Annotated in this window: 22 protein-coding genes; 10 read left to right on the plus strand and 12 right to left on the minus strand. The window is 71.7% G+C overall.

The window, feature by feature from the left end:
- Positions 1-4: 4 nt before the first annotated feature.
- Complete coding sequence (locus HW837_RS23150; protein WP_390623574.1) at positions 5-934, plus strand: ABC transporter ATP-binding protein; 930 nt, start codon at positions 5-7, stop codon at positions 932-934.
- A gap of 52 nt (positions 935-986) precedes the next feature.
- Here HW837_RS23150 and HW837_RS23155 read toward each other — a convergent pair whose 3' ends face one another.
- Positions 987-1,934, minus strand: coding sequence for a methionyl-tRNA formyltransferase (locus HW837_RS23155; RefSeq protein ID WP_045555607.1), 948 nt, complete (start codon positions 1,932-1,934; stop codon positions 987-989).
- Positions 1,935-2,054: 120 nt separating this feature from the next.
- Between HW837_RS23155 and HW837_RS23160 the strand changes: the two genes are divergently transcribed.
- A complete protein-coding gene (locus HW837_RS23160; protein ID WP_045555606.1) occupies positions 2,055-3,386 on the plus strand; it encodes a lysine N(6)-hydroxylase/L-ornithine N(5)-oxygenase family protein in 1,332 nt (443 codons plus the stop codon).
- 353 nt (positions 3,387-3,739) lie between these two features.
- Here HW837_RS23160 and HW837_RS23165 read toward each other — a convergent pair whose 3' ends face one another.
- Positions 3,740-5,026, minus strand: a complete 1,287-nt coding sequence (locus HW837_RS23165) for a streptophobe family protein (protein WP_093789035.1) — start codon at positions 5,024-5,026, stop codon at positions 3,740-3,742.
- Between the two features lie 174 nt (positions 5,027-5,200).
- Between HW837_RS23165 and HW837_RS23170 the strand changes: the two genes are divergently transcribed.
- Positions 5,201-6,547, plus strand: a complete 1,347-nt coding sequence (locus HW837_RS23170) for a DUF6777 domain-containing protein (RefSeq protein WP_193380206.1) — start codon at positions 5,201-5,203, stop codon at positions 6,545-6,547.
- 67 nt (positions 6,548-6,614) lie between these two features.
- Here HW837_RS23170 and HW837_RS23175 read toward each other — a convergent pair whose 3' ends face one another.
- Positions 6,615-8,087 (minus strand): FG-GAP-like repeat-containing protein, encoded by a 1,473-nt coding sequence (locus HW837_RS23175; RefSeq protein ID WP_045555603.1) that lies wholly within the window; start codon positions 8,085-8,087, stop codon positions 6,615-6,617.
- 173 nt (positions 8,088-8,260) lie between these two features.
- Between HW837_RS23175 and HW837_RS23180 the strand changes: the two genes are divergently transcribed.
- Both HW837_RS23180 and HW837_RS23185 read left to right on the plus strand, forming a co-directional pair.
- The gene (locus tag HW837_RS23180) at positions 8,261-8,893 is read left to right on the plus strand and encodes a DinB family protein (protein WP_078853273.1); all 633 of its coding nucleotides are present in this window, start codon (positions 8,261-8,263) and stop codon (positions 8,891-8,893) included.
- Between the two features lie 80 nt (positions 8,894-8,973).
- The gene (locus HW837_RS23185; RefSeq protein ID WP_045555602.1) at positions 8,974-9,327 is read left to right on the plus strand and encodes a helix-turn-helix domain-containing protein; all 354 of its coding nucleotides are present in this window, start codon (positions 8,974-8,976) and stop codon (positions 9,325-9,327) included.
- 109 nt (positions 9,328-9,436) lie between these two features.
- On the opposite strand, the gene HW837_RS23190 is transcribed toward HW837_RS23185, so the two are convergent.
- Together HW837_RS23190 and HW837_RS23195 are read right to left on the minus strand one after the other, a co-directional pair.
- Positions 9,437-10,039, minus strand: a complete 603-nt coding sequence (locus tag HW837_RS23190) for a ClpP family protease (protein WP_045555601.1) — start codon at positions 10,037-10,039, stop codon at positions 9,437-9,439.
- Entirely contained in the window at positions 10,039-10,695 is a 657-nt protein-coding gene (locus tag HW837_RS23195; protein ID WP_045555600.1) for an ATP-dependent Clp protease proteolytic subunit, read from the minus strand. Before HW837_RS23195 ends, HW837_RS23190 begins: the two co-directional genes overlap by 1 nt.
- 221 nt (positions 10,696-10,916) lie before the next feature.
- Between HW837_RS23195 and HW837_RS23200 the strand changes: the two genes are divergently transcribed.
- Positions 10,917-11,399: a VOC family protein gene (locus HW837_RS23200; protein WP_045555599.1), complete on the plus strand. Its 483-nt coding sequence runs from the start codon at positions 10,917-10,919 to the stop codon at positions 11,397-11,399.
- 158 nt (positions 11,400-11,557) lie between these two features.
- Positions 11,558-12,586 (plus strand): TerC family protein, encoded by a 1,029-nt coding sequence (locus HW837_RS23205; RefSeq protein WP_045555598.1) that lies wholly within the window; start codon positions 11,558-11,560, stop codon positions 12,584-12,586.
- A gap of 9 nt (positions 12,587-12,595) precedes the next feature.
- On the opposite strand, the gene HW837_RS23210 is transcribed toward HW837_RS23205, so the two are convergent.
- The 3 genes from HW837_RS23210 to HW837_RS23220 form a co-directional block, all read right to left on the minus strand.
- On the minus strand, positions 12,596-13,546 hold the full coding sequence (locus HW837_RS23210) for an SGNH/GDSL hydrolase family protein (protein ID WP_193380207.1): 951 nt from the start codon (positions 13,544-13,546) through the stop codon (positions 12,596-12,598).
- A gap of 148 nt (positions 13,547-13,694) precedes the next feature.
- The gene (locus tag HW837_RS23215; RefSeq protein ID WP_045555596.1) at positions 13,695-14,372 is read right to left on the minus strand and encodes a DUF3105 domain-containing protein; all 678 of its coding nucleotides are present in this window, start codon (positions 14,370-14,372) and stop codon (positions 13,695-13,697) included.
- An 87-nt stretch (positions 14,373-14,459) separates the two neighbouring features.
- Positions 14,460-14,912: a hypothetical protein gene (locus HW837_RS23220; protein WP_045555595.1), complete on the minus strand. Its 453-nt coding sequence runs from the start codon at positions 14,910-14,912 to the stop codon at positions 14,460-14,462.
- A 195-nt stretch (positions 14,913-15,107) separates the two neighbouring features.
- Between HW837_RS23220 and HW837_RS23225 the strand changes: the two genes are divergently transcribed.
- Complete coding sequence (locus tag HW837_RS23225; protein ID WP_045555594.1) at positions 15,108-15,917, plus strand: VOC family protein; 810 nt, start codon at positions 15,108-15,110, stop codon at positions 15,915-15,917.
- Positions 15,918-15,952: 35 nt separating this feature from the next.
- Positions 15,953-16,690, plus strand: coding sequence for a ribonuclease H family protein (locus HW837_RS23230; protein ID WP_045555593.1), 738 nt, complete (start codon positions 15,953-15,955; stop codon positions 16,688-16,690).
- A gap of 33 nt (positions 16,691-16,723) precedes the next feature.
- Here HW837_RS23230 and HW837_RS23235 read toward each other — a convergent pair whose 3' ends face one another.
- From HW837_RS23235 to melC1, 3 genes are all read right to left on the minus strand, one after another.
- Positions 16,724-17,176, minus strand: coding sequence for an SRPBCC family protein (locus HW837_RS23235; protein ID WP_045555592.1), 453 nt, complete (start codon positions 17,174-17,176; stop codon positions 16,724-16,726).
- Positions 17,177-17,273: 97 nt separating this feature from the next.
- Positions 17,274-18,098 (minus strand): tyrosinase MelC2, encoded by an 825-nt coding sequence (gene melC2, locus HW837_RS23240; RefSeq protein ID WP_045555591.1) that lies wholly within the window; start codon positions 18,096-18,098, stop codon positions 17,274-17,276.
- A gap of 88 nt (positions 18,099-18,186) precedes the next feature.
- Complete coding sequence (gene melC1 / locus HW837_RS23245; RefSeq protein WP_093789038.1) at positions 18,187-18,570, minus strand: apotyrosinase chaperone MelC1; 384 nt, start codon at positions 18,568-18,570, stop codon at positions 18,187-18,189.
- A 338-nt stretch (positions 18,571-18,908) separates the two neighbouring features.
- Here melC1 and HW837_RS23250 point away from each other — a divergent pair, with 338 nt between their 5' ends.
- Complete coding sequence (locus HW837_RS23250) at positions 18,909-20,120, plus strand: FAD-dependent monooxygenase (protein WP_193380208.1); 1,212 nt, start codon at positions 18,909-18,911, stop codon at positions 20,118-20,120.
- A 48-nt stretch (positions 20,121-20,168) separates the two neighbouring features.
- Here the strand turns inward: HW837_RS23250 and HW837_RS23255 are convergent, their stop codons facing one another.
- On the minus strand, positions 20,169-20,798 hold the full coding sequence (locus tag HW837_RS23255) for an alpha-ketoglutarate-dependent dioxygenase AlkB (RefSeq protein WP_193380209.1): 630 nt from the start codon (positions 20,796-20,798) through the stop codon (positions 20,169-20,171).
- Positions 20,799-20,809 lie beyond the last annotated feature (11 nt).

Below are 20,809 nucleotides of genomic sequence, written 5' to 3' on the forward strand. Positions count from 1 at the left end.
AGACGTGTCATCGAAGGACGAGCCGACGACGAAGCGCGACACCCGCGCCGACGCCCGCGTCTCCGATCCCGGGGCGGGCGGCCCCGCCGACGGCCCCGAACTCCGCGCCGAGGGCCTGCGCCTGGCCTACGACGACCGGATCGTCGTCGAGGACCTCGACCTGGTGATCCCGACCGGCCGGGTCACCGCGATCGTCGGCGCCAACGCCTGCGGCAAGTCGACCCTGCTCCGCGCCCTGGCCCGCCTGCTGACCCCCAAGGCGGGCACCGTCCACCTCGACGGGCGCTCGGTGCACTCCATCCCGACCCGGGTCCTCGCCCAGCGGCTCGGCATCCTCCCCCAGACGCCCGTCGCCCCCGAGGGACTGACCGTCATCGACCTGGTGGGGCGCGGGCGTTCCCCGCACCAGACCTGGTGGCGGCAGTGGTCCCAGAGCGACGAGGAGGCCGTGCACGAGGCGCTCAGGGCCACCGCCATGAGCGACCTCGCCCACCGCCCCGTCGACGAACTCTCCGGCGGACAGCGGCAACGCGCCTGGATCGCCATGGCCGTCGCCCAGGGCACCCCCGTGATGCTGCTGGACGAGCCGACGACCTATCTGGACCTCGCCCACCAGATCGACGTCCTGGACCTGGTCACCGATCTCAACCGGCACCAGGGCCGCACGGTCGTGATGGTCCTGCACGACCTCAACCAGGCCTGCCGGTACGCCGACCACATCGTCGCCATGAAGGGCGGGCGCATCGCGGGCCAGGGCGCCCCGACCGACGTCATCACCGCCAGGACGGTCGAGGACGTCTTCGGACTGCGCTGTGTGGTCGGGGAGGACCCCGTCAGCCGCACACCGCTGGTGATCCCGATGGGCCGTCACCACGAGGGCGACGGCGACGGCGTGGACGCCGACGCGGTGCCCGTGGCGGGCACCGCCGGCTGACACGGGCACCAGGTCGGGCGCCGCCGGCCGCCACGGCCGACGGCGCCCGGTCTCACGGGCGGGCCGTCAGATAACCGCCCATCGTGCGGAAGTAGTCCGTGGCCGCGAGTTCCGTGCCGTCCTCCGTCCGCACCCGCTTGACCACCAGTCCCGGCAGCCGCCCGGAGCGGGCCTCGGCACCGGCGACGATGACGACACCGTCTCCCTCCCGGATGAAGATCCGCCCCGGCGTGCCGCCGTAGCGGCCCTCGGACACGGCGGCCGAGACGATCCGGATGCGCTGCCCCCGGTGGTGGGTGAAGGCGTTCGGATACGGGTCGGACTGGGCCCGTACGAACCGCTCCAGGTCCTCGGCGGGCCAGGTCCAGTCGATCCGGCTGTCCTCCAGGGACCGCTTGTGGAAGAAGCTCGACCGGGAGCGGTCCTGGGGCGTCCACACGGCCTCGCCGGAGGCGATGAGGTCCAGCGACTCGGTGACCAGCGGGCCGATCAGATCGACCGTGCGGTGGAACAGGTCCGTCGCCGTGTCCTGCGGTCCGACCCGCACCGAACGCTGCAACAGCACGTCGCCCATGTCGAGTTCGGCGTCCATGCGGTGGGCCGTGACACCGACCTCCGGCTCGCCGTTGATGAGCGCCCAGATGAGCGGCGAGAAGCCCGCGTAGGTCGGGAGCAGCGAGTCATGGATGTTCAGGGTGCCGTGCGGCGGGAGATCGAAGATCTCCGGCGGCAGCCAGGTGCGCCAGTTGTTCGCCACGATGAGATCGGGCTCGGCCTCCTTGAGCGCCCGCAGCAGCTCGTCGTCGTCCGGCCGGTTGCGCAACAGCACCGGCACGCCGTGCTGTTCGGCCAGGTCGGCGACCGAGTCGCTCCAGATCTTCTCGTACGCGTGGTCGCTCTTCGGATGGGTGACCGCCAGCACCACCTCGTGGTCGGATTTCAGCAGTGCTTGCAGCGTCCGGTGTCCCCAGGTCTGGTACCCGAACATGACGACCCGCATATGAGCCCTCCTCAGCCGTTGCTAGGTAAGGCTTACCTTATCTAACATGGCTCTGCTGGGGGAGGCTGTGTTCCGGCTTGGGAGACTCTGTGACCCCTTCTATGAAAGGCAGATGACGCGGTGACGACGCTGCACACCGGGGCGGATTCCATCTACGACGTACTGGGGATCGGGTTCGGCCCATCCAATCTCGCACTCGCCATCGCATTGCACGAACACTCCGTGGCGTCCGGCACCGAGGACGGACTGCGGGTCGGGTTCCTGGAGAGGCAACCCCGGTTCGGATGGCACCGGGGCATGCTCATCGACGACGCCACCATGCAAGTGTCCTTCCTGAAGGACCTGGTGACGATGCGTGACCCCACCAGCGACTTCAGCTTCCTGTGCTACCTGCGTGACCGCGGACGTCTGGTCGACTTCCTCAACCTGAAGACACTCTTCCCGCTGCGCATAGAGTTCCACGACTACTTCGAGTGGGCGGCCGCCCGCGTCGCACACCTCGTCGAGTACTCCGCCGAGGTCGTCTCCGTGCGCCCCGTCACCCGGGACGGCGAGATCCGCTACTTCGACGTCACCAGCCGCACACCCGGCGACCCGGACAGCCTGACCGTCCGCCGGACCCGCAGCATCTGCGTGGCCACCGGCCTGGAACCCCACCTCCCGCCCGGCGCCGCCCTCTCCGAACGGGTCTGGCACAACAGCCAGTTGCTGCCCCGCGTCGACCAGGTCGTGCGCTCCGGACAGCCGGTGCGCCGCGCGGTCGTCCTCGGCGCCGGACAGAGCGCGGCGGAGGCCGTGGACTACCTCCACCGCAGCTTCCCCGAGGCCGAGATCTGCTCGGTCTTCGCCAAGTACGGCTACACGCCCGCCGACGACAGCCCCTTCGCCAACAAGATCTTCGATCCCGAGGCCGTCGACCTGTACTACGGCGCGCCCCGCGAGGTGAAGCAGTCGCTGTTCGACTACCACCGCAGCACCAACTACTCCGTCGTCGACATGGACCTGATCGAGTCCCTGTCCCGGTCCATGTACCAGGAGAAAGTCCAGGGCCGGGAACGGCTGCGGATGATGAACGTCTCCCGGCTGCGCGAGGTCGAGACCGACACCGAGGACGTCAAGGTGACGGTGGAGTTCCTGCCGACGGGGGAGCGCGAGATCCTCTCCGCCGACCTCCTCGTCTACGCCACCGGCTACCGGCCCCAGGGCGTCGGCGACAACCTCGGCGAGATCGGCAAACTCTGCCTGCGGGACGACGAGGACGCCCTCATGGTCGGCCGCGACCACCGGGTCACCACCAACCCCAACGTCACCGCCGACATCTATCTGCAGGGCGGCACCGAGCACACCCACGGCCTCACCTCGACCCTCCTGTCGACCACCGCCGTACGCGCGGGCGAGATCTGCGCCTCCCTCCTCGCCCGCCGCGCCACGGCCGTGGCGGCGCGGGGGTGATCGACCGCTGAGGTTCGCCCCGGGAGAGCCGGACGATCGGATTCCGGGGCGGGCCGGCATCGCGGGGTGATGTTCTCCGTCGCGCCGGCACACGGCGCGACTCCGCACAGCGCCGGTGCGCACGGGACGACCGGCGCCGTGATACACGCGACCGGGCCGTCCGAACTCCTCCTCCACCGCGGTGACATGCCACCCACAGCCTCCCTGTCGGTCGGGGGCCCGCACCGCACGGGCCGACTCGCGGCACCCACGCCCGAGCCGGTGCCCGTCCGACGGGCCTGAGCGGCCGACGAGGGGCGGACGCCGTGCCGCGTGCGCCCCTCGTCGTGGCCGGCGGTCGACGCGGGCCCGCGCTACCGGTGGCCGGGGCGCGCGTCGACCGCGCCCCTTCGTCGTACGCCCTTCGCCAGCGCGCCGCCCAGGGCACCGGTCACGAGACCCCACAGCACGGCGAGCCCGAGCGCGGACCACAGGTGGGGGCGCAGGTACAGTTCTCCGCCCAGATCGCCGCCGAGGTCGCCGATGCCGAGCACCGACAGTCCGTAGTGCGCGGAGACCCGGCCCACCAGACAGATCGTCAGGACGGTGAGGGCGAGCGCGGCCGCCATGTGCACCCCATGCTGCCACCACCGCACCCGGGCCGGGGAGCGGGCCGCCATCACGAACGCGGCGAGCGTCAGCAGCACGGCGTTCACGAGCAGCAGCCACCAGACCCGGCCGTCGTACTCGGCGAGGGAGCCCAGGTTCAGGGTCGACACGTCGGGGCCGCGCACGACCTCGTCCAGGATCTTCGGCATCGGCAGCCCGAAGGGCCCCTCGACCTGGCTGTCCCAGGTCGCGCCCAGCCCGATCGTGAGGACCAGCCACATCACGTTCGGCAGCCCCAGCAGGATCACCGCGGCCGTCTCGGCGGCGTGCCCCCGGGTCAGCGCCACCACCACCGCGATCACCAGCCCGATGCCGACGTACGCCAGCAGCAGGCCCACCATCGCGTAAGCGGCGGGCCGCACCGATTCCTGGAACCGCAGCAGCCGCGCCGGGAGCGGTGCGCCGCGCGACACCAGCAGCGCCAGGACCAGAACACCGGCGAGCCACAGCAGCCCGAAGAACGCGGTCGGTGCCATGGCCGTCTCGAAGCCCACCTCGGCGGAGGTGCCGAAGAAGTCGCCCACGTCGCCGAGGGAGATGTCGAAGTCCTGGCGGGCCGCGAGCGCGAGACCGATCAGCGCCACGAGCCACAGGACCGCGATCCGGGCGGCCCAGCCCGCGAGTTCGCCCGCCCCCGCGACCGCCCGGTGCCGCAGCGGCCGCAGGAATCCGGCGGCGATCACCAGCGCGCCGACGAGGGTCACCGACAGCGGGACCACGGTCAGGCCCGCCCGCGTCTCGGCGAGGGCCCCGGCGTCGCCGGAGAGCTCGATGGTGCCGCCCACCGCCGTCACCACGGTGGCCGCGACGACCCGGGGGAACGCGCCGTCCGGGAGGTCCGTCGCGCCCGCCGCCCAGAGCCCGAGGGACGCCGTCACGATCATCGCGAGCAGCCCGGCCAGCACGGCTCCGAGGGCATGGAGCCAGCCGTGGCGGGAGACCGCCCGTTCGGACGGAGCCGTCGGCCGCGGACGCAGGGTCTGGGGACTCACTCTTGCCACGCTAAGCACGGCCGGGGCACTCCGCGCGGCGAGCCCGCGGACCCGGGGCCGACGCCGTTCGGCTTGCGAGTGGCACGGGACCAGAGCACACAATGGGCCTGTTGTGGAGCAAAACGCCGTCATCGGCGTGAATCGCCGCAGAATCCCTACGGCGGGAGAAGCCCCGTGAGCGCCGACCAACCGTCCTCCGGCCGCCCGACCGGCCCGCCCTCCGGCCCCCTGTCCGGGCCGTCGCAGCCCGGCCCCACCCCGCACGACCCGACCCGGCCGAGCGTCGAACGGCCGCCGGAACCGCCGAGCGGAGCCTCGGGCGCGGGCGGAACGGGCGACTCAGGTGGCGGACCCGGCGGCCCTGGAGGGCCTGGTGGACAGGGAGGGCCTGGCGGCCCCGAGGGCCCCGGTGGGCCGGGCGGGACCCCGGGCGGCTCCGGGGCGGGACCCGGGGGCCCCAGCCGTCCGTGGTGGCGGTCCGCTCCCCGCGTCGCCCTCATCGCCCTCGCGGCCGTCGTCGCCGTCGTCCTGGTCGTCGTCCTCACCCGCTCCGACGACGCGGGCGGCTCGGCGGACGGCGAGGTCTTCCTCCAGGCCGCCGGCAAGTCCGGCCCCGACCCGTTCACCGAGTCGACCGCGAAGGACAGCTCCACCCCACCCGAGACCCCCACGGCGACACCGACCCGATCGGACCCCGCCAACGTGACCCGCGCCGTGGACGGTGCGGCCGCCGGCCTCTACGGCGGCACCCGCAACGTCTCCAGCTGCGACGTCGAGAAGCAGATCGAGGTGCTCGGGGCGAACCCCGCCAAGAACGAAGCGTTCGCCGCCGTCGCCGGCGTCGAGCCCTCCGGCGTACCCGCCTATCTGCGCGAGCTCACCCCGGTGCAGCTGCGCATGGACACCCGCGTCACCAACCACGGCTACCGCGACGGCGCCGCCACCAGCTACCAGGCAGTCCTCCAGGCCGGCACCGCCGTCCTCGTCGACGACCGCGGGGTGCCCCGGGTGCGGTGCGCCTGCGGCAACCCGCTGAAGCCGCCGGTCGCCCTGAAGACCACACCGGAGCCGAAGGGCGACTCCTGGCCGTCGTACCGGCCGCAGAACGTGGTGGTGGTCGAGCCCTCGACGGTGATCATCAACGTGTTCGTCCTCTACGACCCCGAGCGCGACGACTGGTTCACCCGCCCCTCCGGCGACACAGGGGGCAAGGACAAGAAGACCACCCCGCCCGTCGACCAGCCCTCCCCGTCGGCGTCCACGTCGTTCTCCGAGGAACCGCCCACCGAGTCGCCCGAACCGTGTCCCTCGACCCCGGGCGGAGCCGAGGGCGACGAGACCGCCAGTCCGTGCCCCTCCTCGTCCTCGGTGACCCCCTCCACCTCCGCACCGACGGAGACCCGGACCCCCGCGCCCGAGCCGGACAGCCCCGAGACCGCCGACTCGCCGCCGGACGACACGACGACGAGCGGGTCGGCGTCCCTCCACGACATCCCGGAGCCGGTCATCCCGAACTCGTGACCGGCCCGCCGGGCGGCCCCGGGGACTGCCGACCCGTTCCGTCCGGCAGTCCCCGGGGCCGCATCTCTCACTCGTCGATCGCCGACCCGAACAACGCGTCCACGGCGGGCGCCCCGAGCGAGGCGGCGTTGAAGGTCCACGACCCCGACGCCGTGATGCCGCCCGCGCCCGCCGACAGCACCCAGACATGGCCGTCGTCGGTGTTCTCGCCCGGCGCGGCGGCCAGCAGCCCGAAGCGGCCGTCGCCGTTCGGGTCGGTCAACCGGACCTGGGCGCCCCACTTGTCGCCCTTCTCGGCCGCGCCCGGCACGTCCGCCGAGTTCTGGTCCCAGGACCTGGCGCCGGTCGAGGTCAGCCCGGAGGCCGAGCCGCGCAGCACCCACACGGCACCGGCGTCCCGCACCGCGCCGATGTCCTCGCCCGCGGCACCGATCGCCACGTCCGCGTAGCCGTCCCCGTCGGTGTCCGCGACCGACAGGTCCGAGCCCCAGCCGTCACCGGCCTCGGCGACCCCGGGCACGCCGTCGGAGTCCTGCACCCACCAGTCCGGCTCGGCCGCCGGTCCGTCCGGACCGCCGAGCCGTACGCCCACCAGGCCGCCCGTCATGGTCTCGCCGGGCTGGTCGTCCGGGGAGTTCGGCTCACCGGTCACCAGGTCGTCGTACCCGTCGCCGTTGATGTCGCCGGACGCCGCCACCGGACCGCCGCGCAGATCACGCTCGTACGTCAGTCCGTCGGCGTTCCCCGACAGATAGGTCGACCAGCCGTAGCCGGGTTCGTCACCGACGCTGAGTCCCGACACGACGAGGTCGGCGAAGCCGTTCTTGTCGTAGTCGCCCGTGGTCAGGGACTTGGCGGCGATCTGGCGGGCCGCGGCGGACTTCGGCCCGACCCGCCGGGTGGTCTCGTGGCGCATCGAGGCGCGGGCCGCCTCGTCGTACGCGAACAGCTCCACGTCGTACCCGTCGAGGACGGCGAGGAGGTCGCCCTCCGTCTCGGCGGTGAAGCGCGCGGCGGCGAGGCCGAGGCCGAACCGCTCGCCGGCGGCGGGTTCCTGGGTCTCCAGCCAGTCGCTCGCGGCGCCCGTGAGCCCGGCCTTCGAGCCCCACAGGATGGCGACGCCGCCCGCGTCCTTCAGGGTGCCGAGGTCCTCGCCGGGGATGCCGACCACCGCGTCGTCGAACCCGTCGCCGTCCAGGTCGCCGGTGGCGACCGCCCGGCCGAAGCCGTCGCCGGCCTCGGCCGCCCCCGCGACCCCCGAGGTCGACTGGCTGAACCGGGCCACGTTGCCGGTGTCGATGCCTCTGGCCGAGCCGTACTGCACGGTCACCAGCCCCGCGCCCTTGCTGCCGCTGACGGTGGCACCGGGCGCGCCGACCAGCACGTCCTCGTAGCCGTCGCCGTTGAAGTCGCTGTTACGGTCACTGGCTTGCGTACTGCCGGGCACCCCCGCGTAGGCCGACGGCGCGGCGACGATCGCCGCGCCGGAGACGAGAAGAAAGGCGGCTGCCGCGAGGGCAGCCGAACGGTTCTTGCGCATGTACGGCTCCAAAGAGTAAGAACGGCCGGGCTGCGCGGGGGTATCCGGAAAGGGCCCGTTCCTTGCCCGGCGTCCTGTTCGACCGCGGAGGAGGGGGAAGGGTTGCACGGACAGGAGCGACAGAAAGGACCGGCCGGGGGAAAAGCGGTGGCGCGCCGGCCCGGTGAGCGCCGATGCTCCTCCGCATGACCGACCGACGCGGGACGCTGCCCGACGCACAGCCCTTGCAGGAACAGCCTCAGCACGAACAGCCGCTGCCCGAGCGGCGGCCCGGGTGGGGTGACCGCTTCGTCGGCCCCGAGGGGGACCCGCGCGCCGACGGTGGCTTCGAAGGGGAACGGGCCACCCTCGTCGGATACCTCCGCAACCAGCGCCTCACCCTGGAGTTGAAGTGCGCGGGTCTCGACGCCGAGGCATTGGCCCGCCGTTCGGTGCCGCCGTCCAACATGTCGCTGCTCGGGCTCGTACGCCACCTGGCCGGCGTCGAACAGTACTGGTTCCGCGAGGCGTTGGCGGGCCGGCCGGAGCCTCGCCACTACCGCGCCGGCGAGGACCCCGACGGGGACTTCAACGGCGCCGTGGCCGACCCCGAGGCCGTGGCCGACGCCTGGCGGACCTGGCGCGCGGAGGTCGACTTCGCCGAGCGCTTCGTGGCCGCCGCCCCCGACCTGGCCGTCACCGGACAGCACGACGGCGAGCCCGTCGCCCTGCGCGAGGTGCTGGTCCACCTGATCGAGGAGTACGCCCGCCACAACGGCCACGCCGACTTCCTGCGCGAACGGATCGACGGCCGCATCGGCCAGTGACGCCCGGCGCGGAACCGGATTCCCCTCAGGGCGGAACGCCACCCCCTTCCCCTCCCGCCCGCCGTTCCTAGGCTGGAGAAGTGAGCCCACACGCCTCGAACCAAGCCCGAGTCATCCCCCTGCGCCCGGCCGCGGCCCCGCCTGCCGGCCCGCCCGCCAGGGAGCCCCTGTGGCGCGACCTCGTCGGCGACGTGCTCCGCCGCGAGCGCCTGGCCCAGGAACGCACCCTGAAGGACGTCGCCGACGCGGCCCGTATCTCGATGCCGTACCTCTCCGAGGTGGAACGCGGCCGCAAGGAGGCCTCGTCGGAGGTCCTCGCGGCAGCCGCTCAGGCCCTGGGCCTGGGCCTCGGGGACCTGCTCTCCCTGGCCCAGACCGAACTGACCCGCAGTACGCCCAAGGCCTCCTACAACGGCCTGTGCCTCGTGGCCTGACCGGGTTCGACGGTTCGCCCCAGGGGGCGGGGGTTCCCGCTCGTCCGGCGACCGCGGGTCGGACGTGGTCGCTCGCGCAGTTCCCCGCGCCCCTGACGGGGCGCGGGCCTCACACCCCCACCGGCCGCCGGCTCAACACCTCGTCGGCCAGCCCGTACCCGACCGCCTCCTCCGCGGTGAACACCTTGTCCCGGTCCATGTCGGCCCGCAGTTCCGGCACTTCGCGTCCCGTGTGCCGCGCGAGCACCCTCTCGACCTGCGCTCGGATCCGCACCATCTCCTTGGCCTGGAGGGCGAGATCGGAGACCGTGCCCTGACGGCCTCCGCTCGCCGGCTGTCCCAGCAGCACCCGCGCGTGCTCCAGCACGAAGCGTCGCCCGGGATCCCCGCCCGCCAGCAGCACCGCCGCCGTCGAGGCCGCCTGCCCCACACAGAGGGTCGAGATCGGCGCGCGGACGTACGACATCGTGTCGTAGATCGCCATCAGCGAAGTGAACGAGCCGCCGGGGGAGTTGATGTAGACGGAGATCTCGCGGTCCGGCATCGCGGCCTCCAGATGGAGGAGCTGGGCGATGACGACGTTCGCCACCCCGTCGTCGATCTCCGTGCCGAGGAAGACGATCCGTTCGGAGAGCAGGCGGCTGAAGACGTCGTAGGACCGCTCGCCCTGCGCGGTCCGCTCGACCACGTTCGGAATGGTGTACGTCCCCATCACTGCAGTCCCATCCGTCGACGCGAGGAGGCCGGCCGGACGTCGTCGAGCGACTCGACGACCCGGTCGACCATGCCGTACTCCCGGGCCTGTTCGGCCGTGAACCAGCGGTCGCGGTCGCCGTCCCGGGAGACCGTCTCCTCGGTCTGCCCGGTGTGCTCCGCGGTGATCCGCTCGATGGCCCGCTTGGTGAAGTCCAGGTTCTCCGCCTGGATCTCGATGTCCGCGGTGGTGCCGCCGATGCCTGCCGACGGCTGGTGCATCATGATCCGCGCGTTGGGCAGCGCGAACCGCTTGCCGCGGGCGCCGACGGTCAGCAGGAACTGGCCCATGCTCGCCGCGAAACCCATCGCCAGCGTGGACACGTCGTTCGGGATCAGCCGCATCGTGTCGTAGATGGCGAGGCCGGCCGTCACCGAACCGCCGGGGCTGTTGATGTAGAGGCTGATGTCGGTGCGCGGATCCTCCGCAGACAGCACCAGCAACTGGGCGCACACCCGGTTGGCGGAGACCTCGTCGACCTGGGTGCCGAGGAAGACGATCCGCTGGGCGAGGAGCTGCGCGGCGAGATGGTCGTCGAAGCGCGACGGCGGGGTGTCGCCCTCCTCCGCGCGCGGGGCGAGCAGCGGGGCCCGGCCGGTGATCAGTGGAGCCACGGTTCCTCCCTGGGGGTGAACGCGACCGCGGTGGCCGCTGTCTCCACCCTCCCCAGGAATCGGCTCTCACCTGGCCTTTCTCTGCCCACGGCAGATTCGCCGACAGCAGAGCGCCACCGGCCCGCCCCCACCCGGCACATCCCGTGCCCGCGCCACCGATGAGTTTCCGGACCAGCATCGGTCGACACAGGAGACGACACACCCCGCCGGAGGAGGCGCACATGTCCAGCGAAGGTTTCACCACCTGCCTGTGGTTCGACGGCCAGGCCGAGGAGGCGGCCGCCCACTACGTCTCGGTCTTCAAGAACTCCCGGCTCGGCCGGGTCACCCACTACGGCGAGGGCGCCCGGCAGCCGGCCGGCTCCGTGCTCACGGTGGAGTTCACGGCCAACGGCCAGCAGTTCGTGGCGCTGAACGGGGGCCCCGAGTTCAAGTTCACCGAGGCCATCTCCTTCCAGATCCTCTGCGCCGACCAGGACGAGATCGACTACTACTGGAACAGCCTGACCGCCGAGGGTGGCGAGCCCGGCCCCTGCGGCTGGCTCAAGGACCGGTTCGGGGTCTCCTGGCAGGTCGTGCCCGCCGAACTCGTCGACATGATCAGCGACTCCGACCCGCAGAAGGTGGCCCGGGCGACCGCGGCGTTCATGGCGATGGGGAAGTTCGACCTCGCCGCCCTGCGCAAGGCGTACGCGGGCGAGTAGCCGTCCCCGCACCCCTCCCGCCCTGGTGGGAGGCCTCCGTGACGGGGCCCCACCAGGGCGGGCACGAGGATTTCGGCGATTCTTTACCTGAGCCGGGTAGCGGACGCAAAGGACTGCGGTGAGGCTTTCCAGTGCACCAGCTGTTACCCGGAGGAACCTTGAACGTCACCCTGACCACCTGGCTGTTCACCGTCGTCGCCCTGTGCGTGCTGGTGGGGGTGGACTTCTTCATCGGCCGAAAACCCCACGATGTGTCGCTCAAGGAGGCCGGCATCTGGTCGGCCGTCTGGATCGCCCTGGCCATCGCCTTCGGCCTCGGCGTGCTCGCCGTCGGCGGGGGCAAGCCCGCGGGCGAGTTCTTCGCGGGCTTCATCACCGAGAAGTCCCTGAGCGTCGACAACCTCTTCGTCTTCGTGCTGATCATGGCGAAGTTCGCGGTGCCCTCGCAGTACCAGCAGCGTGTGCTGATGGTCGGCGTCCTCATGGCCCTGGTGCTCCGCGCGATCTTCATCGCGGCGGGCGCGGCGATCATCTCCAGCTTCTCCTGGGTCTTCTACATCTTCGGCGCGTTCCTGATCTACACCGCCTGGAAGCTGGTCGAGGACGCCCGCAAGGGCAGCCACGAGGAGGAGTACGAGGAGAACAAGCTCCTCAAGGCGGTGGAGAAGCGATTCGGGGTGGCCGACCGGTACCACGGCACCAAGCTGTGGATCGAGGAGAACGGCAAGCGCGTCATGACCCCGATGCTGGTCGTGATGCTCGCCATCGGTTCCACGGACGTCCTCTTCGCCCTCGACTCCATCCCCGCGATCTACGGCCTCACCCAGGACCCGTACATCGTCTTCACCGCCAACGCGTTCGCCCTGATGGGCCTGCGCCAGCTGTACTTCCTCATCGGCGGCCTGCTGAAGAAGCTCGTCCACCTCTCCTACGGCCTGTCGATCATCCTCGGCTTCATCGGCGTCAAGCTCGTCCTGCACGCGCTGCACGAGTCCGGTGTCCACGTCCCGGAGATCTCCATCCCCTTCTCCCTCGGCTTCATCGTCCTGGTCCTCGCGGTGACGACGGTGACCAGCCTGTGGGCGTCCAAGCGGCAGCAGGAGGCGGAGGCGGCCGCCACGCCGGAGGCGGAAGCGGCGAACGGCGAGGGCTCGGGCGACGACGAGCCCACGTCCCAGCGGGTCTGAGCGGCCGCCCTAGGGCCGGTCGGTACGCGCGGCGGCGATGGCCCGGGTGATCTCCCGGGCCATCCGTGTGATGCCCGGGGACCGGACCGGGCACGGCCTGGGCCTGGACGTCGTCGGAGCCAGACAGAAGTGCAGGTAGTCCTGGTCGTGGTGGAGCGCGGTGCGGCCCCGGCCGGGCTGGGTGCAGTAGCCGTCGTGCTCACGTTCGTAGGCCGTGCACGGCAGGTACTGGGCCCAGGTGTAGCGGCCGGCGGCCGGGCTGACGGCCTTCCCGGCGTCCGCGACCAGATCCCCGGACGCCTCGGCCTGCTTCGTGTACAGGGCGTTCACCCGGCGTACCCGCTCCGGCGTCATCGGGTCCGGGCCCTGGAGCACCCACACGATCCTCGGCCGGTGCTCACCACCCGCGTTCGCGATCTGCTCGGTGAGCTGCTCGGCGGCGGCCGTGTACCGCCGGAAGTACTCGGCGCGGGCCTTGCCGTAGGTCACGCCGTCCATGCAGGGCGTGTAGTCCCAGGCGTTCCCCCAGAACTGCAGGACCACATAGTCCGGGCGCAGCCGCCGCACCAGCGCGGCCGCCTTGTCCCGCGGCGGGACGAGCGACCGGTCGGCGGTGCCCTCCAGGTAGTCGCACAGGGTGGTGCCCGAGTAGGGGGCGCTGGTGTAGCGGGCGCCGAGGTCGTCCTTCAGCAGGTCGCCGAGGACGCTCTGGTTCTCCGTGGCGAGGGAGTCCCCCAGGTAGAGCACCTCGGGCGCGGGCTTCGCCGCGCCGGTGCCGCCCGTGCCGACGCCGTCGCCGGGAGGTGCCGTGGCCGCGCGCCGGTGCGTGGTCGACGACGGGTCCGGTGCGGCGGCCGACGGCGGCGCCTGGTCCGGCGCTGACGCCGGATCCCCGCACGCGCCGAGCAGCAGCCCGGCGAGCACCGCCCCCGCCACTCCCACGATCCACGGCTTGCCCATACGGCGACTCCCGCCCCGATCACCGAAAACGGCTCCCCAGGCAAGCACAGCCCGCCCCGGGGCGGAAGACCCGTGTCGGCCACGAGGGCGCCCGGTCCGGCCGGACGCCCTCGCTCCGTCAGGTCACGGGGCTCGTCAGGTCACGTGGTCACGGGGTCATGCCACCCGTGCACGCGGCACCCGGCTCCGGTGTCTGCTCGCCCTGCACGTACTTGTCGAGGAACTTCTGCACGCGCGGGTCGGACGCCTTGTCCACCTTGAGCTGGTGCTCCCAAGCGCTCAGCACGATCGGCGACGACTGGTCCTCGTAGGGGCTCATGAAGGTGTACGTCGTCTTGTTCACGAGGCCGGTCAGCGACTCGACGTCCGCCTTGGCCGCCTTGTCGTTGTACGTGATCCAGACGGCGCCGTGCTCCAGCGCGTGCACCGCGTTCTCGTTCGGCACGGCCTTGGTGTACACCTGCTTGTCGCAGTTGACCCACACCTGGTTGTGGTCGCCGCCCACGGGCGGGCTCATCTTGTAGTCGACCTTCTCGGTGACGTGGTTCTGGGTGAGCTTCGACCAGCTCTTCACGCCCTCGACCGGCGCGGCCTTCGCCTCCTCCTTCTCCTGCGCGGCGTCGATCAGGTACCAGCCGCCGCCGACGAGCCCGGCGAGGATCACACCGGTGACGCCGAGGGTGAGCAGCCGCATGCGCCGCTCACGGGCCTGCTCCGTCTTGCGTATCTCCTCCACGCGGGCACGCCGCGCCGCCTCTCGGCTCTTCGGGCTGCTGTTCTTGCCCTTCGGCGCGCTGTTCTTGGCCTTGGACTTGGATGAAGCCATGGGGTGTCCTTCTCCCGGCCATGCCCGCACGGGGCACGGCGGTCCTGCGAGTCGTCTGAGGTGGTGTCGTAGGGGCCGGCGGCCGGCCTAGACGCGGAGCAACTGCAGTTGGTGGAGATCGGGAGGACGGGCCCGCCCCGGCCCCCGTGAGCCGTCCGACGCGACCGCGGCCGGAGCCGGGGCGGGCTGCCAGGGCGCGGCGGTGTGGTCGGCGCCCGGCAACGGCATCTGGCCCAGCACCGCGGCCGGGTCGGGGGAGTGGCAGTCGTGATCGCCAGGACTGTGGCCGCAGGGGTCGCGCTCCACCTGACGCGTGTGCGCCGTGACCGACCGGCCCGCCGCCGGCCGTCCCTCCACCGCTCGCTCCTGCGCAGGCCCCGCCGAGGCCGCCTGCGGACGCCGCTCGGGCGCCTCGCCGGAGGGCGAGCCCGCGCAGAACAACACGAACGTGGCCAGGGCGATCGCGGCCACGAGCACCAGGTGCGCCGTCCGGCCCGGGGCGCACGGCAGTGCCGTACGTCGGAACGGTCGGCCGGACATGGCGGCACCTCACGCGAAGAGGCGAACGGGAGTGCGAGCGTCGCTGAAATTATCAGACGCCGCACGGCCGTGGCCCCGCCCCACGGAACTCGTGCGGGTTTCACGCGCTCCGTCCCGTTCGGCGCGCGACCGGGACCCGTCCTGGCTAGCGTGAGACCGGGGAAACCACCTGTCGAACCGAGGAGAGTGGCAGTCATGGCCGCACACCCCGAGGGAGCGCCCTGCTGGGTCGACGCGATGTTCAACGACGTCGAGGGTGCCAAGAGTTTCTACGGCGAGGTCCTGGGCTGGACCTTCGGCGAGTCGTCCTCCGACTACGGCAACTACACCCAGGCGTACGCGGACGGCAAGGCGGTGGCCGCGGTCGTCCCGCCGATGCCCGGCCAGGAGGGCCAGTCCGCCTGGTGCCTGTACTTCGCCACGTCCGACGTGAACGCCACCGCCACGAAGGTCCGTGACAACGGCGGTGACGTGCTGATGGAGCCGATGCAGGTCGGCGACTTCGGCTCCATGCTGCTGGCCCGCTCCCCGGACGGCGTCGTCTTCGGCGGCTGGCAGGCCGGCGCCCACCAGGGCTTCGAGGCGATGGGTGTGCCCGGCGCGTACATCTGGGCCGAGATCTTCACCCGGGAGCCGGAGAAGTCCGACGCGTTCTTCCCGGCCGTCTTCTCCTACCGGTCCAAGCAGATGGACGACCCCGACAGCCCGCACATGGACTTCCGTGTCTTCGACCTGGGGCAGAGCCCGCTCATCGGCCGGATGAAGATGACGGCGGAGGACTTCCCGCCCGAGGTGCCCTCGTACATCAACGTGTACTTCACCGTCCCCGACTGCGACGACGCGGTCGCCAAGGCCACGAAGCTGGGCGGTGTCCTGCGCTTCGGCCCGATGGACACTCCCTTCGGCCGCTTCGCCGCGCTCAGCGATCCGCAGGGCGCGTCGTTCTCGGTCATCGACGTCACCAAGACACAGGGCGAGATGCCGGAGCTCAAGGACGTCGACTGAGCGGACACGGGCACGGACGGGAACGCGCGCATGGCATGATCGAGCGCATGTCGGAACGTGTTGTGGCCGCCTGCGACGGAGCCTGCAAGGGAAACCCCGGGCCGGCGGGCTGGGCCTGGGTGGTGGCCGAGGACGATGAGATCCCTGCGCGCTGGGAGGCCGGGCCGCTGGGCCGGGCCACCAACAACGTCGCCGAACTCACCGCGCTGGAGCGGCTGCTGGCGGCCACCGACCCGGCCGTCCCGATCGAGATCCGGATGGACTCCCAGTACGCCATGAAGGCGGTCACCACCTGGCTGCCCGGCTGGAAGCGCAACGGCTGGCGCACGGCCGCGGGCAAACCGGTCGCCAACCAGGAACTCGTGGTCCGTATCGACGAGTTGCTCGCCGGCCGCTCCGTGGAGTTCCGCTACGTCCCCGCCCACCAGGTCGACGGCGACCGCCTCAACGACTTCGCCGACCGCGCGGCCAGCCAGGCGGCCACCGTCCAGGAGCCCGCCGGTACCGAGCTGGGCTCCCCGGAACCGCCGGCCACGCCCGACACGGTTCCGGCCCGCCGCGCACCGGCGAAGAAGTCCGGGAAGCCGGGCGGGACCGGCGGCCGCGGTGGCTCCTCGTCCCGCTCCGGCTCCTCGTCCCGCACCATCAAGGCGAAGTTCCCCGGCCGCTGTCTCTGCGGCCGCCCGTACGCCGCGGGTGAGCCCATCGCCAAGAACGACCAGGGCTGGGGCCACCCGGAGTGCCGTACGGCGGCGACCGCCGGGGCCGAGTAGGCCGCCGGGCGGGAGACCACCAGGGCGTGCGCGTCACACGACGGTGCCGCGCCACTCCCCGGTCTCCCGGCCGCGCTCCTCGATGAACTTCTTGAAGCGCTGCAGGTCGCCCTTGGTCTGCCGCTTCACCACGCCCAGCTTGTCGGCCACCTTCTCGGCGGTGCCCTCCGGCTGGAACTCCATCTGCAGCATCACCTTGGTGCGCCCCTCGGCGAGGTGGTGGAAGGTGACGACACCGGCCTGCCGGGCCTCACCGGAGACGGTCGTCCACGCGACCCGCTCGTCCGGGACCTGCTCGGTGATCTCCGCGTCGAACTCCCGGTGCACACCGTCCACCTCGGTCACCCAGTGCGTGAGCGTGTCCGACCGCTGCTCGATCCGCTCGACCCCGCTCATGAACTCGGGGAACGTCTCGAACTGCGTCCACTGGTTGTAGGCGGTCCGTACCGGGACCTGGACCTCGACGGACTCCTCGATCTGGGTCATCGGGCGCCTCCCTCACATCGGTTCTCGTTGCGGTCGCGACCGGGTCGCCCCGGCCGCGTCCGGCGCGAGTACCCAGGTCCCCGGCGGATCAACGTCCTCAGGCCGCGTCGAACGTGTAGTGCGGGGTGTGGTCCAGCAACGCCGCCGGGGTCGTGTCGTTCCACGGCTTCATGGTCTCGTTCAGGTCGACCACGTTCGGCGTCCCGGCCGCCGGTGCGTACGCCGAGCCCGGGTGCAGCTGCTGCCAGTCGGCCCACAGCTTGTCGATGAACGCGTGGTGCAGCCAGAACACCGGGTCGTTGGGGGAGACCCCGGTGCCCATCTGGCCGCCCACCCAGACGTGCACCCGGTTGTGGAGGTTGACGCCCCGCCACCCCTCCAGGTGGTTGCGGAAGCCGTCCGAGGCACTGTTCCAGGGCGCCATGTCGTACGTCGACATCGCGAGCACCGAGTCCACCTCCGCCCGCGTCGGCAACTGCCGCACCGCGCCGCCGAGGGAGCGTCGCAGATAGGTGCGGCCGTCGATGCGCACATTGATGGGCCAGTTCCCGGTGGACGCCGCGAACGGCCCGTCCATCACCCGACCGTCGCGGCTGCGCCCGGTGCCGCCCAGGAAGTCGGGTGCCCAGAGGGAGGACCGTGCCGTGCGGTCGGCCGTCCAGTCCCAGTAGGGCAGGGCGACGGTGGGGTCCACGGACTGGAGGGCCCGTTCGAACTCCAGCAGGAATCTGCGGTGCCAGGGCAGGAAGGACGGCGAACGGTGGCCGGTGCGCTCGCCGTTGTCCGTGTCGCCGAGGATGAACGCGTTGTGCGTCGTGACGAACTCGTCGTAGCGGCCGGAGCGCTTCAGCGCGATCAGCGCGTCGACGAAGCGCCGCTTCTCGTCGGCGGTCAGGGTCGCCTGGTTCTTGCGTGTGGTCATGGCTCTGCGGCTCCTTGCGGTGTTTCCGGTGGTGCGTGTGCGTGTGCGTGTGCGTGCTGCGGTTGCCGGCGCGATCGCGGGCGGCGGGTCAGCTGAAGGGGACGAGACGTGCGCCCTGGAGTTCGTCGACCGCCGCGCGGGCCGCGGCGCGCGGTGTCGGCACGGGGGAGTAGTGGCTGACGACGCTGATCCAGCTGCCGTCGGCGTTCCGCATCACATGCAGCTCCGCCTCGTCGACGAACACCGCGTACCCGGTGCCGTGGTGGTGGCCGCCGCCCTCGGTCGGGCGCCCCTGTATCCGGCGACCCCGGTAGACCTCGTCGAAGGGCTGGAGGCCCTGGTGACCGTCGTGGTCGCCGTGGCCCTCGTGGCTGCCGTGGTCGTCCGCGGCCGCCGCGGTGAGCGGGGCTCCGACGGTCACGGCGAGGGCCGCCGCGGCCCCGAGAGCGTGGCGTCGGGTGATGTCGGGCATGCGAAAACCTCCTGGGAAAGGGGTGATTGATGACCCGTCATACCTATCCACCCGCTGTGCGGCGGGAGAAATCCCAGGAAACCGGTTGGCCGTGATCAGGACAATCGCGGATATGTCGTGCAAGGTTGAACAAAGATGATCTTGTTGTGGCGGCCCCGTGGGCGCGGATGGAGGGAGATATTCCGGCCGGTGGCGGCGACGGCGCCGATGATCTTGCGGTACGGGCCCGGGGTGCGTGGCCGGCGTCACGCGGGCAAAGTGGCGTGAATCCGGAGTGGTCGCACGCTGCTACTCTTCGTGGTCAATTGATCGCTTTGCGCAGCGAAATGGGAGTGTGCGTGAAGATCGCGTGCGTCGGCGGCGGACCCGCAAGCCTGTACTTCTCGATCCTGATGAAGCGGCAGGACCCGTCCCACGACATCACCGTCCATGAACGGAACCCGGCCGGGTCGACCTACGGCTGGGGCGTCACCTACTGGTCCGAACTGCTGGACAAGCTCCGCGAGAAGGACCCCGAGACGGCCCTCGCCATCAGCGAGAACTCCGTCACCTGGGACAGGGGGGTCGCGCACGTCCGCGACCGCAGGACCGTCCAGCCCGGCGACGACGGCTTCGGCATCGGCAGGCGCCGCCTGCTCGAACTGCTCGCGGACCGGGCCCGCGCCCTCGGCGTCCGGGTGGAGTACGAGGACGAGATCACGGCCGACGCCCTGCCGGACGCCGACCTCGTCGTCGCGGGTGACGGAGTCAACAGCGCGGTGCGCGAGCGGTACGCCGACCGCTTCGGCAGCGACATCGTCCTGGGCCGCAACGCCTACATCTGGCTGGGCACGACCAAGGTCCACGACGCCTTCACCTTCTCCTTCCAGGAGACCGACCACGGCTGGATCTGGGCCTACGCCTATCCGTTCAGCGACGAGCAGAGCACCTGTGTCATCGAGTGCTCCCCCCGGACCCTGAGCGGCCTGGGCCTGGACAGTTTGGGCGAGACCGACGGCCTGGCCCTGCTGGAGAAGCTCTTCGCCGACATCCTCGACGGCCACCCGCTGCTCGGCCGCGACCAGGGCGACGGCACCGCCCGATGGCTCACCTTCCGCACCCTGACCAACCGGACCTGGCACCACGGCAACCTGGTCCTGCTCGGCGACGCCGCCCACACCACGCACTACTCCATCGGCGCGGGCACCACCCTCGCCCTGGAGGACGCCATCTGCCTGGCCGAGGCCCTCGGCGCCCACCCGGACACCGAGGCCGCGCTCGCCGTGTACGAGCGGCGGCGCAAGTCCGACCTGCTCCGGCTGCAGAGCGCGGCCCGGTACAGCGCCCAGTGGTACGAGAACATCCAGCGGTACATCGACCTCCCGCCGGAGCAGATGTTCGCGCTCCTCGGCCAGCGGCACTCCCCGCTGCTGCCGTACGTGCCGCCGCAGCTCTACTACCGCCTCGACCGCGCGGCCGGCCGGCTGGAGGCCCTGCGCCGCCTCAAGCGCTGGCTGGGCCCGAAGCTCGCCCGGTCGTCGCAGTCGCGGGCCCTCGCCGGACGCAAGTAGCCGGAAGCGACCGACCCGAGGGGCGGGCCGCTGATGTGACGACAGGCCCTAGCGGACGCCGCGCGGCCGGAACTGGATGCTGATGCGCGGCCCCACCGCACGCGTCGACTTGGGTACCGCGTGGTCCCAGGTGCGCTGGCAGGAGCCGCCCATCACGATCAGATCGCCGTGGCCCTGCGGGAAGCGCAGCGTCTGCCCGCCCCCGCCGTGCGGACGCAGGGCCAGATCGCGGGGGTCGCCCACGGACAGGATGGCCACCATCGTGTCCTCCCGGGCGCCCCGCCCGATCCGGTCGCCGTGCCAGGCCACACTGTCCCGGCCGTCGCGGTAGAAGCAGAGCCCCGCCGTGGCGAACGGCTCGCCCAGCTCGGCGCCGTAGTGCGCGGACAGCGCCTCCCGGGCCTCGTCCAGGACGGGGTGCGGGAGGGTGTCCTCGGGGCCGTAGTAGGCGAGCAGGCGGGGTACGTCCACGACCTGCTCGTACATCTGCCGGCGCTCCGCCTTCCACGGCACGTCCTCGGCGAGCCGTGTGAACAGCGCGTCGGCGCCGCAGAGCCACCCGGGCAGCACGTCGACCCAGGCCCCGGCGCCCAGCTCACGTCGGCGGAGCCCGTCGAGGGGGTCGAGGCGGACGTCGTCGGACTGGTCGAAGAGGGAGCCCTGGAGGTGCGCGGCCATGACTCCACCGT

This window comes from Streptomyces caniscabiei (assembly GCF_014930365.1).
Lineage (GTDB): Bacteria > Actinomycetota > Actinomycetes > Streptomycetales > Streptomycetaceae > Streptomyces > Streptomyces caniscabiei.

Coding starts and splice junctions, on each gene's coding strand:
- HW837_RS23155 (WP_045555607.1), bottom strand. CDS start 1,934: ATGCGGGTCGTCATGTTCGGGTACCAGACCTGGGGACACCGGACGCTG.
- HW837_RS23175 (WP_045555603.1), bottom strand. CDS start 8,087: ATGCGCAAGAACCGTTCGGCTGCCCTCGCGGCAGCCGCCTTTCTTCTC.
- HW837_RS23180 (WP_078853273.1), top strand. CDS start 8,261: ATGCTCCTCCGCATGACCGACCGACGCGGGACGCTGCCCGACGCACAG.
- HW837_RS23190 (WP_045555601.1), bottom strand. CDS start 10,039: ATGGGGACGTACACCATTCCGAACGTGGTCGAGCGGACCGCGCAGGGC.
- HW837_RS23200 (WP_045555599.1), top strand. CDS start 10,917: ATGTCCAGCGAAGGTTTCACCACCTGCCTGTGGTTCGACGGCCAGGCC.
- HW837_RS23210 (WP_193380207.1), bottom strand. CDS start 13,546: ATGGGCAAGCCGTGGATCGTGGGAGTGGCGGGGGCGGTGCTCGCCGGG.
- HW837_RS23215 (WP_045555596.1), bottom strand. CDS start 14,372: ATGGCTTCATCCAAGTCCAAGGCCAAGAACAGCGCGCCGAAGGGCAAG.
- HW837_RS23220 (WP_045555595.1), bottom strand. CDS start 14,912: ATGTCCGGCCGACCGTTCCGACGTACGGCACTGCCGTGCGCCCCGGGC.
- HW837_RS23225 (WP_045555594.1), top strand. CDS start 15,108: ATGGCCGCACACCCCGAGGGAGCGCCCTGCTGGGTCGACGCGATGTTC.
- HW837_RS23230 (WP_045555593.1), top strand. CDS start 15,953: ATGATCGAGCGCATGTCGGAACGTGTTGTGGCCGCCTGCGACGGAGCC.
- HW837_RS23235 (WP_045555592.1), bottom strand. CDS start 17,176: ATGACCCAGATCGAGGAGTCCGTCGAGGTCCAGGTCCCGGTACGGACC.
- melC2 (WP_045555591.1), bottom strand. CDS start 18,098: ATGACCACACGCAAGAACCAGGCGACCCTGACCGCCGACGAGAAGCGG.
- melC1 (WP_093789038.1), bottom strand. CDS start 18,570: ATGCCCGACATCACCCGACGCCACGCTCTCGGGGCCGCGGCGGCCCTC.
- HW837_RS23255 (WP_193380209.1), bottom strand. CDS start 20,798: ATGGCCGCGCACCTCCAGGGCTCCCTCTTCGACCAGTCCGACGACGTC.